The 16694-nt window shown below is 50.6% G+C and carries 14 protein-coding genes; 7 read left to right on the top strand and 7 right to left on the bottom strand.

The window, feature by feature from the left end; all coding sequences use genetic code 11:
- Nucleotides 1-58: 58 nt before the first annotated feature.
- Nucleotides 59-1222: a methionine adenosyltransferase gene (gene metK / locus VK958_RS01215; protein ID WP_325238433.1), complete on the bottom strand. Its 1164-nt coding sequence runs from the start codon at nt 1220-1222 to the stop codon at nt 59-61.
- A gap of 162 nt (nt 1223-1384) precedes the next feature.
- Between metK and dapF the strand changes: the two genes are divergently transcribed.
- The 4 genes from dapF to VK958_RS01195 all read left to right on the top strand — a co-directional run bounded on the left by dapF (nt 1385) and on the right by VK958_RS01195 (nt 4632).
- A complete protein-coding gene (gene dapF / locus VK958_RS01210; RefSeq protein ID WP_325238432.1) occupies nt 1385-2215 on the top strand; it encodes a diaminopimelate epimerase in 831 nt (276 codons plus the stop codon).
- A 14-nt stretch (nt 2216-2229) separates the two neighbouring features.
- The gene (locus VK958_RS01205) at nt 2230-2886 is read left to right on the top strand and encodes a DUF484 family protein (RefSeq protein ID WP_325238431.1); all 657 of its coding nucleotides are present in this window, start codon (nt 2230-2232) and stop codon (nt 2884-2886) included.
- Between the two features lie 84 nt (nt 2887-2970).
- Complete coding sequence (gene xerC, locus VK958_RS01200) at nt 2971-3852, top strand: tyrosine recombinase XerC (protein ID WP_325238430.1); 882 nt, start codon at nt 2971-2973, stop codon at nt 3850-3852.
- A 195-nt stretch (nt 3853-4047) separates the two neighbouring features.
- A complete protein-coding gene (locus tag VK958_RS01195; RefSeq protein WP_325238429.1) occupies nt 4048-4632 on the top strand; it encodes a superoxide dismutase in 585 nt (194 codons plus the stop codon).
- Between the two features lie 395 nt (nt 4633-5027).
- Here VK958_RS01195 and VK958_RS01190 read toward each other — a convergent pair whose 3' ends face one another.
- Nucleotides 5028-8744, bottom strand: a complete 3717-nt coding sequence (locus VK958_RS01190) for an EAL domain-containing protein (protein ID WP_325238428.1) — start codon at nt 8742-8744, stop codon at nt 5028-5030.
- A gap of 205 nt (nt 8745-8949) precedes the next feature.
- Nucleotides 8950-10140 carry an MFS transporter gene (locus tag VK958_RS01185; protein WP_325238427.1) on the bottom strand — a complete coding sequence of 397 codons (1191 nt, stop codon included), beginning with the start codon at nt 10138-10140 and terminating at the stop codon, nt 8950-8952.
- A 216-nt stretch (nt 10141-10356) separates the two neighbouring features.
- Here VK958_RS01185 and xth point away from each other — a divergent pair, with 216 nt between their 5' ends.
- On the top strand, nt 10357-11127 hold the full coding sequence (xth, locus tag VK958_RS01180) for an exodeoxyribonuclease III (RefSeq protein WP_325238426.1): 771 nt from the start codon (nt 10357-10359) through the stop codon (nt 11125-11127).
- A 35-nt stretch (nt 11128-11162) separates the two neighbouring features.
- Here xth and VK958_RS01175 read toward each other — a convergent pair whose 3' ends face one another.
- From VK958_RS01175 to VK958_RS01165, 3 genes are read right to left on the bottom strand one after another with little or no spacing between them, the layout of a single operon-like run.
- On the bottom strand, nt 11163-11990 hold the full coding sequence (locus tag VK958_RS01175) for a hypothetical protein (protein ID WP_325238425.1): 828 nt from the start codon (nt 11988-11990) through the stop codon (nt 11163-11165).
- A gap of 22 nt (nt 11991-12012) precedes the next feature.
- Nucleotides 12013-12429, bottom strand: a complete 417-nt coding sequence (locus VK958_RS01170; RefSeq protein ID WP_325238424.1) for a DNA polymerase III subunit chi — start codon at nt 12427-12429, stop codon at nt 12013-12015.
- 22 nt (nt 12430-12451) lie between these two features.
- Nucleotides 12452-13939 (bottom strand): leucyl aminopeptidase, encoded by a 1488-nt coding sequence (locus tag VK958_RS01165; RefSeq protein WP_325238423.1) that lies wholly within the window; start codon nt 13937-13939, stop codon nt 12452-12454.
- A gap of 89 nt (nt 13940-14028) precedes the next feature.
- On the opposite strand from VK958_RS01165, the gene lptF reads away from it, so the two are divergent.
- Complete coding sequence (lptF, locus tag VK958_RS01160; protein ID WP_325238422.1) at nt 14029-15132, top strand: LPS export ABC transporter permease LptF; 1104 nt, start codon at nt 14029-14031, stop codon at nt 15130-15132.
- Nucleotides 15133-15134: 2 nt separating this feature from the next.
- The gene (gene lptG / locus VK958_RS01155; RefSeq protein ID WP_325238421.1) at nt 15135-16229 is read left to right on the top strand and encodes an LPS export ABC transporter permease LptG; all 1095 of its coding nucleotides are present in this window, start codon (nt 15135-15137) and stop codon (nt 16227-16229) included.
- A gap of 5 nt (nt 16230-16234) precedes the next feature.
- On the opposite strand, the gene VK958_RS01150 is transcribed toward lptG, so the two are convergent.
- Nucleotides 16235-16639 (bottom strand): RDD family protein, encoded by a 405-nt coding sequence (locus VK958_RS01150; RefSeq protein WP_325238420.1) that lies wholly within the window; start codon nt 16637-16639, stop codon nt 16235-16237.
- Nucleotides 16640-16694 lie beyond the last annotated feature (55 nt).

Here is a 16694-nt window from a genome sequence, read left to right as displayed (position 1 = left end):
AAAAAAGAGGGCTAAAGCCCTCTTTGAAATTACCTTTTGTATCAATGTATTTTCGGCATCACAACCCGGCGGCGGCCCGTAGTAAGGCAGCTTTATCAGTGGCTTCCCAGGTGAACTCGGGTTCATCACGTCCAAAGTGGCCGTAAGCGGCGGTTTTGCTATAAATCGGACGTAACAGATCCAGCATTTTCACAATGCCTTTTGGACGCAGGTCGAAGTGCTCACGCACCAGTTGCGTCAATCGCTCATCAGAGATTTTGCCGGTACCATAGGTCTCTACCATGATGGATGTCGGCTGCGCGACACCAATCGCATAACTCACCTGCACCAGGCATTTGTCTGCCAGGCCGGCAGCGACAATGTTTTTGGCCACGTAACGGCCTGCATATGCAGCTGAACGGTCAACCTTGGAAGGGTCTTTACCGGAGAAAGCACCACCACCGTGAGGCGCTGCGCCGCCATAGGTATCTACAATAATTTTACGGCCAGTCAGGCCGCAATCGCCTTGCGGACCACCAATCACAAATCGTCCGGTCGGGTTGACCAGGTACTTAATCTCACCCTTGATCAGCTCGGCCGGCAAGGTTGGCTTGATGATTTCCTCAATCACCGCTTCGCGGATCGCTTCCAGCGTCATCTCCGGCGCATGTTGTGTGGACACCAGCACCGTATCGATTTTGTGTGGTTTGCCATCGACATACTGAATGGTCACTTGTGATTTGGCATCCGGACGCAGCCATGGCAAACGGCCATCTTTACGCAGTTGTGACTGGCGTTCCATCACGCGATGGCTGAGCCAGATCGGCAATGGCATCAGTTGGGGAGTTTCATTCACGGCATAGCCAAACATCAGGCCCTGGTCGCCCGCCCCCTGATCCAGTGGATAATCATTGGCGTTATCTACGCCTTGGGCAATATCAGGAGACTGTTTGTCGTAAGCAACGAGTACCGCACACCCTTTATAGTCAATGCCGTAATCAGTATTGTCATAGCCAATACGCTTCACCGCATCACGCGCTACTTTGATGTAGTCCACATTAGCGGTGGTGGTGATTTCACCTGCCAGCACGATCAGGCCGGTGTTGGCCAATGTTTCAGCCGCGACGCGGGCGGTTGGGTCTTGTTCAAGAATTGCATCCAGAATGCTGTCAGAAACCTGATCAGCCAGTTTATCGGGATGGCCTTCGGAAACGGATTCCGAAGTAAAAAGATATTCACTCATGTTTGACGCCTTGAAAAGTAAGTGGTTGATTAATGACACCGACTAAAGGCTGAAGCCGGTACCTAAAATGAACGGAGATTCTACCCGAGTTTGCCCGCCAAACGGAATAAATGTTGCGCGCAAGCTGCCATTGCAGGGGTTGTTAGAGTATCATTTCAAGCCATGAAACTAAGATTCACCAAAATGCAGGGCGCAGGCAACGACTTTGTGGTTATTGATGCGACACAAGCGCCTGTACACTTATCCCACACGCAGATCCAGCACATTGCGAACCGCTATTTTGGGGTCGGTTGTGACCAACTATTGATGGTCGAAAACACAGACACGCCCGGCGTTGATTTCCGCTACCGTATTTTTAATGCCGATGGCAGCGAAGTGGAACAATGTGGCAATGGCGCACGTTGCTTTGTCAGGTTTGTGGTGGATAAAGGTCTGACAGACAAACGCGAAATCAAGGTGGAAACAGCCAGTGGTCATCTAACACTGACCCTGCAGGATGACGGCCAGGTCACCGTGAACATGGGCGCGCCAAGATTTGCTCCGGCACTGATTCCTTTCGAGGCAGACGCACAAGCGACTGCTTACGAGTTACCACTAGAGGATGACACAGTCACCATCAGCGCCGTCTCTATGGGCAATCCGCATGCGGTGATGCTGGTGGATAACGTACATACTGCTGAAGTGGCATCCCTTGGCCCACAGATTGAATCTCACCCGCGCTTTCCGCAACGCGTGAATGCCGGCTTTATGCAGGTATTGAATGAGCACGAGATCAACCTGCGTGTCTACGAACGCGGCAGCGGTGAAACTTTGGCCTGTGGCACCGGTGCTTGCGCAGCGGCAGTCAGTGGCATTCAGCTGGGCACGTTGCAAAGCCCTGTAAAAGTGCATACACGCGGCGGCATACTGACCATCAAATGGGATGGCGGCCAGCATCCGGTCATGATGACAGGTCCGGCAAACATCGTATTTGAAGGCGACATTGAAATTTAAGAAATGACAGAAGCATGATGGAAGACAGTATTAACGAAAACGATATCAAGCATTACCTGAAGGCGCATCCGGACTTTTTTGAAAGTCACGCGCACTTGCTGGCAGAGTTGTTTTTACCCAGCCCGCATGGCAAAGGCACCATTTCACTGGCAGAACGCCAGCAAATTGCCCAGCGCGATAAAATCCGCGTGCTGGAATCACGCTTTACTGAGCTGATCCTGACCGCTGAAGAAAATGAATCCACCGCTAACAAAGTACATGAATTAACCCTGGGCCTGTTGTTTGCCAAAGACGTTCCGGCATTGCATGCGCACCTGGTAGAGTTTCTGGCCAGCCACTTCCAACTGCCCGGTGCCAGACTCAGACTTTGGGAAAACGAAAGTCATGGCGCTGATGACATTTTTATCGCGGCTGAAGACTCCCTGAAAAACTGGGCCAAGGATTTAAGCCAGCCCTATTGCGGCACCTTGCCGACCATGGACATTGCAGGCTGGTTTACCGAGTCACCGGCTTCACTGGCAGTGATTCCCATGCGCTACAACGAGGTGACATTTGGCTTGCTGGCAATCCCCAGCGAGCAACGCAGCCGCTTTTATGCCGGTATGGGCACCCTGTTTTTGAATAGGATCGGGGAGCTGGTCAGCGCCTCGCTTGCCAGATACATCATATGAAAGCCCCCGCTGAGGTTTCCGCCAAGAGGGATCTACCTGCGGCGTCAATTGTCAGCGTAAAACCAGTCACTATCAGGTATTGTCATGCATGAACTACTGGATGATTACCTAGACTTTCTGCACTTTGAACGCGGCTTGAGCGAAAACACCCGTAACAATTACCAGCGAGATATCGCTCTGTTACTCAAGCAGCATGCGCAAGACCTGAAAACACTGACTCCGCAACATATACGGCGCAATATTGCCAGTTTGCACAGTCAAGGATTGAGTGGCCGCAGTATCGCCCGCACCCTCTCCAGCTGGCGCGGATTCTTCCACTATCTCGTGTTACATCATCAATTTCCATCCAATCCGGTGATTGGCCTGCGCGCGCCAAAGTCACCCAAAACGCTGCCGCATGCCCTCTCCATTGAGCAAACCAACAAGCTGGTGGAACTGGAGGGAGATAGCCCGATTGTGGTCCGCGACCGTGCCATACTGGAGTTGTTTTATTCTTCCGGATTACGCTTAAGCGAGGTGGTTGGTCTGGATATTGAGCGTCTGGATTTGCAAGAAGGTGTTGTTACTGTGATTGGTAAAGGCAGCAAAACCCGCATGGTACCCTTGGGGAGCAAAGCTATTTCCGCTCTACATGCGTGGCTTAGTGTGCGGCCACTATGGCTAATTAAACGCCCTGCCGAAACAGCGGTGTTTATCAGCCAGCAAGGCCGGCGTATCAACGGGCGGACCATACAGATGCGCGTGAATGACTGGGCAATCAAGCAAGGCCTGCATAATCATGTACACCCGCACATGTTGCGCCACAGCTTCGCCAGCCATGTGTTACAAAGTAGTGGTGACTTGCGCGCTGTGCAAGAAATGTTGGGCCATGCCAACATCAGTACCACGCAGGTATATACCCACCTCGACTTTCAGCACCTGAGCAAGATTTATGATGCAGCGCACCCGCGTGCGCGAAAAAAATAAGCCGCCCTGCCCTTACGATATGGCAAAGCAAGGTTTTGCTGGGCCTTAAACTATGGCAAAATAGCTCGAAATCGGTAAACCTTTTGCCAGTCACGGGTTCTAACCTTCACCTGAAGACCACGGATATAAAATACCAACCTTTCAACAATGCTTTTCAATACTGCTTCAATTTCAACACCATAAAAAGGAATCACCATGGAACATACCTTACCGCCATTACCATTTGCCAAAGATGCATTGGCACCACATATGTCTGAAGAAACATTTGAATATCACTATGGCAAGCATCACCAAGCCTACGTGACTAATCTGAACAACCTGATCAAAGGCACCGAGTTTGAAAACCTGAGCCTGGAAGAAATCATCAAGAAATCTTCCGGCGGCATTTACAACAACTCTGCACAAATCTGGAACCACACTTTTTTCTGGAACTGCCTGTCCCCGAACGGTGGCGGCGAACCAGCCGGCGCGCTGGCAGATGCCATCAAAGCAAAATGGGGTTCTTATGAAGAGTTTAAAAAAGCATTCCAGACTTCTGCCGTAGGTAACTTTGGTTCCGGTTGGACCTGGTTAGTGAAAAAAGCCGATGGTTCGGTGGATATCGTGAACATGGGTGCTGCTGGCACACCATTAACTACAGGCGACACCGCACTGTTGACCATTGATGTGTGGGAGCATGCTTACTACATTGACCATCGCAATGCGCGTCCTAAATTCGTTGAAACTTTCCTGACCAACCTGGTCAATTGGGAATTCGCAGCTAAGAACTTCGCCGCGTAAACGCTAAGTAACTCAAACTTAAAAGCCTCTAATTACTTCTAGAGGCTTTTTTGTTAACGCTATTGAATAACTGCCGACTCATCGGAATATGAAGAGTAAGCCAGTGGCTATGGATTAATAATAGATTTTTTGTAACCAGAGTAGAATCAAAATGATGGACTTCAAAATACTTTCTGCTTTTTATTTAGTACCGTTATTTATCTCAGCAATCGGATCTTTGATTGAATTCCGCAACTGTGAATTTGATACCTTGAAACACGCATTGGGTAAGGCTTTTTTCCTGGCCTTCAGGAGTATGGTGCCAGTGGTCAATATCTTTTCGGCGATCCTTTATTTGATTACTTGCGGAACCTACACCTGGAAAAAATCCCGTTTTTCAAAACAGTGATCGCAATTTAAAGCATCTCGGCTTCTGTAATATCCTGGGAAGCATTGCCCGCATTATGAATCACCCACTGCTTGAACAACTCCATCGCTAGCGGCCGGGTGAAATAATAGCCCTGGAACATCTGGCAACCAAGGTTTTTCAACACGCTTAGCTGTGCTTCTGTTTCCACGCCTTCGGCCAATACTTCCAGTTGCAAACTGTGTCCAAGGGAAATAATCGCATTAACGATACTTTCGTTATCGTTGTCGTTGAGCATGTCACGTACGAATGACTGATCAATTTTCAATTGGTCGAATGGTAAGCGTTTCAGGTAAGACAACGAGGAATAACCGGTGCCAAAATCATCCAGGGAGAAACAGACCCCGACTTCACGCAATGCTGTCATTTTGGCAATAATGTCTTCAACATTATCCACCAGCATGCTTTCCGTCAATTCAAGTTTGAGCCTGCCGGGTTGAATACCGGTCTCGGCCACCATACGCTGCACTTGCTGCACAAAGTCTGGCTGTAAATACTGTTTCGGGCTGACATTCACCGACAGCACCAATGACCGCAACTGTGGATGGATAGACCACTCCAGTAATATGTCGCAGGCTTTTTGTAATACCCAGTGCCCGATCTCGACGATTTGGCCGGAGCTTTCAGCCATGGTGACGAACTGGTTTGGCATGATCAGGCCGCGTTCAGGATGTTGCCATCTGATTAGCGCCTCCGCCCCGACAATCTCGTGCTCTTGGTTGTATTGCGGCTGGAAATGCAGCAGGAATTGTTTCTCCACAATCGCAATGTGTAAATCGGCTTCCAGTGCAACGCGCTGTAATAATTCGGTTTCCATCAGGGTGTCAAAGAACTGATAGCCATTCCTTCCGGCTTCTTTGGCTTTGTACATGGCCATATCAGCCCGCCGCAATAACTCTTCTGACTGACTGGGCTGGTCACAATCAAACAGGGCCACCCCGATACTAGGCGAAGTGTAGTGCTGGTAATGATTTAAATTAAAGGGTTGCTCAAATGCCGCGACAATTTTTTCACAGACGATTTTTGCCTGTTTCTCCGCCTGTTGTGGTTCACGATGCAAGCCATCCAGTACGACCACAAACTCATCACCACCCAAACGGCTAACGGTATCCAGGCGACGTACAGAGCCTTTGATGCGTTTGGCCACTTCTACCAGCAAGGCATCGCCGATATCGTGTCCATGCGTGTCATTCAGCGTTTTAAAGTTATCAATATCAATAAACAGCAGCGCGCCGCCGGTCTTTTTCCGCAGTGACTTGCGCAAATGTGCGGACAGTTTTTCCTGTAGAAGTAAGCGATTAGGCAAACCGGTCATGGTGTCGTAATAGGCCAGTTGGCGGATTTGCGCATCTGCATGTTTACGCTCGGTGATATCACGTAATACGAGTACCCAATGGGTATGCCGCCCGCCCCTGTCATGCAAGGGCAAGGCATCCATCTCGAGCGAAACGCTTTCGCCTTCAGGATTGGTGGTCACGACTTCAGCCGTGATCGGTGACATCTGCTGGAAAGCCTGCTTGATGTTTTCAAGTTCACGCTTGGGCGTGGCTGCGTTAAAAATATCAAAAGGAGAACTGCCGCTCAAATGCGCAAGTGAGGATCCGGTAATTCTGGTGAATGCCTCGTTAAGGAACACGATTTTTTGCTGCATGGGCGACTGTACCGGCGCCTCAGTGATCATGACAATATCATTCAGCCTGGAGATACCGCTACGTAACAGGTTGAGCTGCTCGTCGGACTGCTCGCGCTCAATCGCCAGGCCGAGAATTTGCGCATAGCTTTCGACAAAATCGATTTCTGCTTCAGCGGGTGTATGCGGATGCCTGCGATAAACTGCCAGCACACCTAACGCGTGCCAGCTACGCGACAATATCGGTGCGCTCCAGCAGGCTTGCAAGCCGAAAGCCTGCGCCAGGGACTGGTTCTCATCGCCAAACGGATAACCGTCTATATCTTTGGCGATGACACGGCTTTGGGTAAGCGTGGCGACCTGGCTGGCTGGCAGCGATATGCCATCCATCGCCTCGGTATATGGCAAGGGAAGCTTTGATAAGGCGGCATGACGCAAACGCCCCTCCTTATTCAATAATAAAATGGCGCAACTGGCCCCCGGAAATTGCAGCTCTATCAATTGCGCAGCTGTATTGAGGATTTCGGGCAAGGACACATCAGCCAGCATCATGGCCTGAATTCTGTTTTGCCCTTGTTTGATGGCTTCCAGTTGCTTCTGGTCGGTAATGTCCTGTAACGAGCCTTGCAGTTTCACAATATGGCCTGCAGCATCCCGCACCGGCTGACCCATGGCGCGCACCCAGAAGCGTCGGCCTGTCGCCGTTATTTTTTCCAGTTCAAGGTCGTAAGAAATACCTTGTTCAATACATTTCTTTAAGGCACTTTGCATTAATGGCTGATACTCAGGCACGAACATGCTCACACCCTCTTCTACGGTAGGCGAGTAGCCTGCGGGCATTTCATGCAAAGCAGCGACTTCGTCAGACCAATGCAAAGTACCGCTCTTGATATCGACCATCCAGCCGCCGATTTTGGCTACACTACCTGCCACTTTAAGCAAATACTCTGCCTGGCTTCGCCGATGTATTTCATTCTGTAATGCCTGGGTCCGGTTGACCACCTGCCGCCGGATTTGCAGGTTCCACAGAAAAGTGACGCCCAGTATCAGCAACAGGATGGAGACGCCACGCGCCAGCCATACTATGTAAGGGCGCTTGACCCGCATATCTCCCTGGTACACAAATCCTTTAAGGTCGATATAGGGAGGCACCAATCCATAATCTGCCAATGTTTGCGCAATGGCATACCAGCGCTCTTCATTCATATGGCCCCAGGGCACTACTTCTGTAAGGACATATGGCAGCATCATGTTGGCTTCGCGCAGCAGGGTTTGTTCATTGATACCCCGTTTGAGAACGCCGGGCATCCCTGCGATATTCCTGGACATTTCTTCCTGGTGGCTCAATGCATATAACCAGCCCTTTTTAGTCGCGCGCAAGAAAGCATCCACGCGCTCTGGATGGGTGTTCAACTCGCGTTCACTGGTAAACAGCACATCGCCATAAAAATCAACGCCATACGATTGATTGGTGATGATCGCAGGCGAATAACCCATTTGCTTTAATTGTTCAGGCTCATCCATGGCATAGGCCGAGATCACGTCCACTTTACCTTCGATCAGATCCTGCAGCCGCCAGGTGTGGGGGACCAGGGTCATCTGCCTGATGTCCAGGTGCTGCTTTAGCAACATGGCCTTGAATTGGAACACACCCTGGTCATCAGTAGACATCATGATGCGCTTACCAACCAGGTCTTTAGGGTGTTGAATATTGCTATTCTGCAAGCTAAGTAAAACACCGGGAGAGTGTTGGAAGATGGCAGCCAATGCCACCAGCGGTTTACCGGAAATACGCGCCACCAACACCTCTGCGTCGCCGATGCTGTAGTCGGCTTGCCCGGATAACACCTGTTGTAATGGTGGGCGGTCTTTGCTACCTTCAATGATCTTGACGTTCAAGCCTTCGTCACGGTAGTAGCCTTGCTGCTGCGCAGCATAATAGCCAGCGAACTGGAACTGGTGCCGCCATTTGAGTTGCAGTGTAATGTCTTCAGATGCGATCGAGGCAGCGCAATGAGCGAGCGCGACAATAGCCACTAGCCATCTGAATAAATAGAGGGTTGAATTGCGTTCCATGCGGATTTAGAAAAACGATATCACTGCAATGTGGTTGGGCATTTTGCCGGTCATTAAGTCCAGCCTGATTTATACCTCAAGTCGCGGCAATCACATTGGGCAAACAGACAGCGATTTATGGCGGATTCGATGCATTTGATCACATCGCACCGTTAGAGTGGCTGCAGAAGCCTTCTTGCTGCAGCCATTTAGATGAGTGAACAGCTTAGTAGCGTGGCGGTTTTAGCATAGCCGATAATGCCAGCATGAGTACAGAAACGACCACAAGTAATTGATAGCCCCCAACGAAATCACCACTTCTATCGTGCATCAAGCCCATGATAAATGGTCCGCAGGCAGCAATTAAATAGCCTACTGTCAGCACAAAAGCATTCCAGCGATTTGCCGCATCGGGTGTGTGGGTATGGTCCAGCGGCAATGTCATGGCCAATGTAAACGCACCACCTAACCCAAATGCAGTGATCGGCACCCATAACCAGGGCCATGCGCCAGGCGTTGCCATGCCGACTATACCTATGGTGGAAACGAGGCTGCAACCTGCTAACCAGCTACGCCGGTCTAGATTTCGGCTAAACATACCTGTTATAGGGCTCGCCAACATGAAACAAAAGGTGAAACTGGCCAGCACAGCACCCGCTTCACCGGCAGGCATGCCAGCTTCCTGATACATCGCTGCTGTCCAGGTGAGGATAGAATAAAACAGGAAATTCACACAGGCAAAGAACAATGCAATCATCCAGGCAACAGGGGTGCGGAATGGCAATCGCGTGCCGGTTGCTTGCTTGGCGCTGACAGCAGTGGGATGTGTAACAACTGACTTGCGTATCACACACCACCAGGCAATCATGGCAATCACTCCTAACACAGCCCATATGCCAATGGCCACCCGCCAGCCGGTGGATTGCAACAACCAGCCGGTCAGCCCGGCAGACAAGGTACTGCCGAGTGAAAGTGCTGTCGCATATATGCCCATGATCAAAGCGGCACGGGAGGCGAAACTGGCTTTCACGATACCTGCGAACATAGCCCCTGCCACCGCGATGCCTGCGCCGACACCCACCGTAGCACCTATTAACAAGCTGCTATTGCCCGCAAAAGCACGTATGAATATTGAGATACTCAACAGGCCCAAAGCGACCATCAGTACTTTATTGACACCGAATTTGCGTACTAGCCAAGGCGTAGGCAATGCCAGTGCCCCCATTAAGACATCGGGTATCGCCGTCATCATTGAGGCCATGGCATGGCTTAAACGGAATGCGTCAATGATGGCTGGCAAGGCTGGCCCCATGGAAACAATACCGGGGCGTAAGCCAATGGCCACCAGCACAATTGCCAGCACCAGCCACCATTCGCCTGGTGAAAACCGCGCTTGCTTGCTCGTCCCGTTGTTCATGCCTATTCTCCAGATGATTGAGACATTACTGTAACGGGAAGCTGCTCAGAAAAAAATACGCCATTTGTCTGATATGGCAAATCACATAATCACTGATAAGGCTTGAAGACAGTGGCGATGCCGCTTGCTTCACCAGAAAATGACAAGGAGTCGTGTAAAATGCCGTAGGCATTGGTATATGAATGTGCCATTGATAAAACCTTATGGAGAACACTGTTGAAACTGGCCACCTGGAATGTTAACTCGCTGACAGTACGCCTGCCGCATGTGCTTGACTGGCTGGTCGCTAATCAACCGGATGCGCTTTGCCTGCAGGAAACCAAACAGGAAGACAGCAAATTCCCCTATGCCGCTTTGAAAGAAGCTGGATTCAACGCCATCCACAACGGGCAAAGAACCTACAATGGCGTGGCAATCATCAGCCCGCATGCGATGACCGAGGTGCACGTTGACCTACCAAATTTTGCCGATGAACAAAAGCGCATTATTGCAACGACCATACAAGGTGTCAGGATCATTTGCGCGTATGTTGTGAATGGCCAGGCATTGGATTCAGACAAGTTTCAATACAAACTCAACTGGCTGAACGCACTACATCATTGGGTAACGGATGAGTTAAAGCAGCATGAAAAACTGGCTGTGCTGGGGGATTACAATATCGCGCCGGATGACCGCGACTGCCACGACCCGGTCGCCTGGGAAGGACAGGTACTGGTCAGCCCGCAAGAACGTGAGGCCTACCAAAACCTGCTGGCACTGGGCTTATCCGATAGTTTCCGCTTATTCACCGATGAAGCCGGGCATTACAGCTGGTGGGATTACCGCATGGCGGCATTCCGCCGTAATATGGGATTGCGGATCGACCATATCCTGGTCAGTGAGGCTTTGAAACCTTTATGCCAAAGCTGCCTGATAGACAAACTGCCGCGCAAACTTGAGCGTCCCAGCGATCACACACCGGTTGTGTTGACGCTTGCGGATGCCTAAAGATTTCCTGCTTTAACCTGTCGGTTAAAAAAATTTTAAACACTGGGCATCACGAATTTGATGCCCTGTAATACTTCCAGAATACTGGCTTTCAGGCGTTTATTCAGTTCAGCCTCGATCACCTGCATTTGCGCGTTGACCATACCTTGCACTTTGTCTTGCAACTCTGTTTCAACCGAAGACAATTCGGTATTGAATTTTTGTTTGAACTCCGCGGTTTGCTGCTCGGTGAATTCGGCAAAAGCAGCTTGCAGGGTCTGCTTGTATTCTTCCACCAGCCTGGCTTCCATCGCTTCCTGACCGGTTGTCAGCGTTTCCTTGCTGCTTTCCTGCAACTGGTGGATATGATCCGCCATGGTCTTTTCAAGCTGCTCCTGCATCTGCAGCACCTTGGTCGCAATTTGCGCTTGCTGGTCTTCAATCAGTTGCGCCAGTTTCTCTTCGAGTTTCTGCTTGCCAGCGTTTTCTGCCACTTCACGAATCGTTTGCTCGGTAGTCGCCAGCAACTGTTGCTGCACGTCTGTTAACCTGGCAACCTCAGCTTCCACTGATTGCAGGTGTTGCTTGCCGACATTGCCCATGGCTTCGCGGAAAGCCTGTTCGATGGATTGGATGCTTTCCCCCACCTGCGCTTGCACCTGCTTTGATAGCCCTTGCTGAATGGATTCAGCATATTCGGCTAATGCTTGCTGTTCGACCACGGTTCGCTCAAAAGCGCGTTGTCCGAGCTGATTAGTCACCGCATTGGTAATTTCTGGCAGCAACGCCTGTTTAACATGGGCAACCAGCTCCTCCATGTCCAACGCTAACGGGGTGGTTTTTTGTACCACCTTGGTTAATACCGGAATTTCTGAGTTATCCACACGACCTCCCTAGCACAGGCGCTTACTGCGTCTGCATTTTCATATGCTGAATTTCGTAACCGCGGTCGCGATAAAACGCGTAGCGCTGGCGACCGGCTGTTTTGTCGTCTTCGGCCGATCCGATCAGCTCGAACAAATGCCGGAAACGACTGAAAAATTTTGGCAGCTCCGTCTGGCAGTTGAACAACATGTCATCCTGACGGATATGTTCCGGCAACCAGGCCAGCAACACCGGCGTTAAGCTCGCCTGCGGCGCATCTGCCAATACATTGGGGATAAATACCGATTGCTGCCACAAGCTATGACTTAACTGTTCGGCTGCTTCAGGTGACTCCAGGTAAATAGTCACCTGCCGCTGACGCGCGAAAGCCTGCTCGACCAGGTGCAGAATCAAACTGGCCCTATCAGGAATATCGGTATAAAAGCGCACCCGCGTCATAGCGTTTCTATCTTTGAGCCTATCAGGCTTTTTCAGTAGCCTGCTGCAACAAGTAGGTCACCAGCAATGGCACCGGACGGCCGGTCGCGCCTTTTTCCTTGCCGGATTTCCAGGCGGTACCCGCAATATCCAGATGTGCCCAGTCATATTTCTTGGCGAAACGAGACAGGAAACAAGCGGCAGTGATGCTGCCGCCGGCACGGCCACCGATATTACCCATATCGGCAAAATTGCTATCCAGCTGGCCCTGGTACTCGTCCCATAACGGCATCTGCCAGGCACGGTCTTGCGCCTTTTCACCCGCATCAAGCAGCTTTCTGGCAAGCGCATCATTATTGGCGAACAAACCGCTAGGATGATGGCCCAATGCGATCACGCACGCGCCGGTCAATGTGGCAATATCAATCACGGCAGAAGGCTCAAATCGCTCGGCATAAGTAAGCGCATCACACAGAATCAGACGCCCTTCCGCATCAGTGTTCAACACTTCAATCGTCAGGCCAGACATGCTGGTCAGCACATCGCCCGGTTTGGTCGCGCGACCACTAGGCATATTTTCACAGGTCGGAATCAAGCCAACCACATTTAATGGCAGATCGAGTTCACCAATCGCTTTAAACACACCGAGCACACTGGCTGCGCCGCACATGTCGTACTTCATTTCATCCATATCGGCACCGGGTTTGAGCGAAATGCCGCCGGTGTCGAAAGTGATGCCTTTGCCCACCAACACGACCGGTTTTTGTGTTTTTTTGCCTTTTAAATGTTGCAGCACAATAAACCGAGGTGGCTCGTCACTGCCGCGTGTAACGCCGAGGAATGAGCCCATTTTGAGTTTTTCAATTTCGGCTTCTTCCAGCACTTCTACTTTGAAACCATAGTCTTTAGCCAATTTTTCAGCTTGCTTGCCGAGGTAAGTCGGCGTACAAATATTCGGCGGCAGGTTACCAAGATCCTTAGCCAGCGCCACACCATTGCCCACGCTCTGACCCTGTTTGATACCGGTTTCGGCGACGTCAATATCGGATTTACCCACCAGTAAAGTAATCTGCTTGAGCGCCTTCGGCTCAGCTTTCTTTTCTTTGACCGCATTTACCTGGTAGATGGACTCCAAGGCGATTTCAGCCAGTGCAGCCGCTTTTGACTGGGTATCTGATTTCTTGATCGTTAAACTGGCAAAATCTGTCGCCAGGCTTTCAACACCCGCTGGCAAGCTCTTAATGGAAGCGCGGAAAGCATTCCGCAAAGTTCTCAGGCTGAACTCTTCAGATTTACCCAAGCCCACCAGCAGCACCCTGCTCGCAGCCATACCCGATAATTGGCGTAGTAATAAAGTACTGCCAGACTTACCTTCGATATCACCGGATTTCAGCGCAGACGTGATGGCTTTGTCGCTCGCTTCGTCCAAAGACTTGCCCAGATCTGTCAGCTTACGGCCTTCATAAACGCCGACCAGCAAACAATCGGTACGCAATTTTTCCGGGCCAGTGCTTTTTATGCTAAATTCCATCTTTATCCTTTAATGTTCGAGTGCCTGTGACTTGAGCGATGATTGTATTATCTAGTGTTTTATGCTGATTTCAAAGCGGTGCATTTAAATTGAAAATATTCAAACGTGCATTGTCCGCAGAGTTGATGTCCTCATCTTCTGCCATTTTCCTGATTATTCTGGGTATCGTGGTCGCACAGCGCGCCGGTAATATCGTGCGCCAGGTTTCCAAGGGTATTCTGCCAAACGACGCCATCGGCACCATCCTCACCTTCAGCCTGGTGAAACTGATGCCTATGATGCTGTCTCTGGCTATTTTCCTCGCTGTGTTACTGACGTTAACGCGCTGGCACCGTGATTCAGAAATGGTGATCTGGATGAATGCCGGACTCAGCCTGCGCCAGTGGGTAGTGCCTATCCTGCGTTTTATTTCTCCTATCGTGCTGATTATCAGCTTGCTTAGCCTGTTTGTGATGCCTTGGGCAACCGAGAAAGCCGATGGCTATCGAGAACAACTGAAAAAACGCGATGAGCTCTCCTCTATCAGCCCCGGAGCTTTCAAAGAATCAAGCAATGGCGAGCGCATTTATTTCATCGAGAGTTTCGACAAGCTTGGCTATGAAGTCAAAAACATCTTTGTCCAGTCACGCCAGCATGGCAAGACCGGCATCATCACTGCCAATCGCGGTAGCCGGTACAAAGCCAAAAACGGTGATAATTTCCTGGTCTTGCATCAGGGGAGGCGCTATGAAGTGATCCCCAACACACTGGACGTCTCGACCACCGAATTTGAACGTTACGATATCCGGATCGAAACCAAGGAAACCGCGCCCGAGGCTGGCACCGCGCAAGCCAAGACCACGCTGGGCCTGATGAGCGATGCTTCGCTATCCGACCAGGCAGAACTGCACTGGCGATTCGCGATCCCCATCTCCACCATTGTCATGGTGTTACTGGCGATACCGTTGAGCTTTGTAGATCCCAGGGCGGGTCGCTCGCTGAATATCATGTTCGCTATCCTGATATTTATTATTTACAACAACGTGTTGAGTATTTTCCAGGCCTGGATCACGCAAGGCAGAATCTCGGCATGGGTTGGTTTATGGCCTGTACATCTTTGTTTTGTATTGCTGGGCTGGTATCTATACCACCGCCGCAAACACCTTAAGCCATTGATCCCAGACCTGTTCAAGCGTCGCGTGAAGGCTGCGTAACCATGAGCCTGCCTATCCTCAACCGATACTTTTGGCGAGAAATCAGCTTTAACATTATGCTGGTGCTGTTTGGCCTGCTCGCCATGTTTTCATTCTTTGATTTGCTGCAGGAACTGGACAGCCTGGGCAAAGGCCATTACGGCATCAATAGCATGCTCACCTTCGTCGGCCTGAGTATCCCAGGGCATATCTATGAAGTGGCACCAGTAGCCGTGCTGCTTGGGATCGTCTATACACTGGGGGCAATGGCGGGTAATTCAGAACTGATCGTCATGCGTACCAGTGGCATTTCATTACAGGTCATCGCCAAAATCTTGCTCAGCATAGGCCTGGTATTTGCCTTAGTCACCTTTATGATTGGTGAAATTATCGCGCCATTAAGTGAAAAAATGGCACAGCGCATTCGTATCCAGGCCACCGATTCAGTGATTGCGCAAGACTTTCAATCCGGACTATGGATCAAAGACGGCAGTAGCTTTGTGAATGTGAATACGGTACTGCCGGATAGCAGCCTGGTGAATATTGATATCTATGACTTCGACCCCCAGTTCCATCTGCGTAGCATCAGCCATGCTGAAAAGGGTCATTTTGCCGACGACCACTGGAAGTTACTGAACGTCACCCAGACCCTCTTTAATAATGAGCGTGCAGTGCAAAATAACTCTGTCACCTCGAAATTCGTGAAACAGGCGCAATGGGAATCGTTGATCAGGCCTGAACTGCTCAATGTCTTGCTGGTGTTGCCGGAGAAAATGTCGGCCTGGAACCTGTACAGCTTTATCCAGCACTTGCACCGCAATGGCCAAAAAAGTACCCGCTACCAGGTCGCATTGTGGTCCAAGTTGATCTATCCGTTAGCCTGCCTGGTCATGGTCGTGCTGGCCTTGCCATTTGGTTTTTTGCAGCAACGTGCTGGCGGCATCAGTGCAAAGATATTTTCCGGTATCCTGCTTGGCGTGGTGTATCAAATCATGAACCGTGTATTCGTGCACCTTGGCGTACTCAATGACTGGTCACCATTATTTAGTGCGATAGGCCCAACGCTACTATTTCTATTTGCGGGCCTGGGCATGCTGCATTATGTTGAAAAGCGTTAGCTGGCTCACAGTGATAGCCTGACAACACGCGAGCCTAGCAAGCGGTCATGCAGAAACTGCTGGTCGCGATCAATGATCGCCCACCATAAAGTTAATCCCACAGGTAAAAGCAATATGCTGGCAACGATATAACGCAGCACGGCTGGCTGCCACGTTAACAACTGTCCTTGCTGATTAACCACTTTCAGCTTCCAGGCCTGGCTGGCTAATGTTTGGCCGGTCACTGTCCAGCAGCGGACAAAGTAAGTGCCCATGCCTCCCCATAGCAGCAATTGCAATCCCAATCTCTTGCCGCCGTGGCTGGCATCGCCAAACAGCATGTAATAAATCGCGGTGAGCATGAGTGCCAGCGCCACCATCGAAAGCGATTCGTAGACCACGGCCAAATAGCGTTTAAACAAAAATCTCATACTCACCTTCTATAACAAAAACCCCGCAGATGCGGGGCTTGGCAGGGTAAAACCG

The organism is Methylophilus sp., assembly GCF_035460085.1.
GTDB lineage: Bacteria > Pseudomonadota > Gammaproteobacteria > Burkholderiales > Methylophilaceae > Methylophilus.
This window is presented reverse-complemented; position numbering and strand designations above follow the sequence as displayed.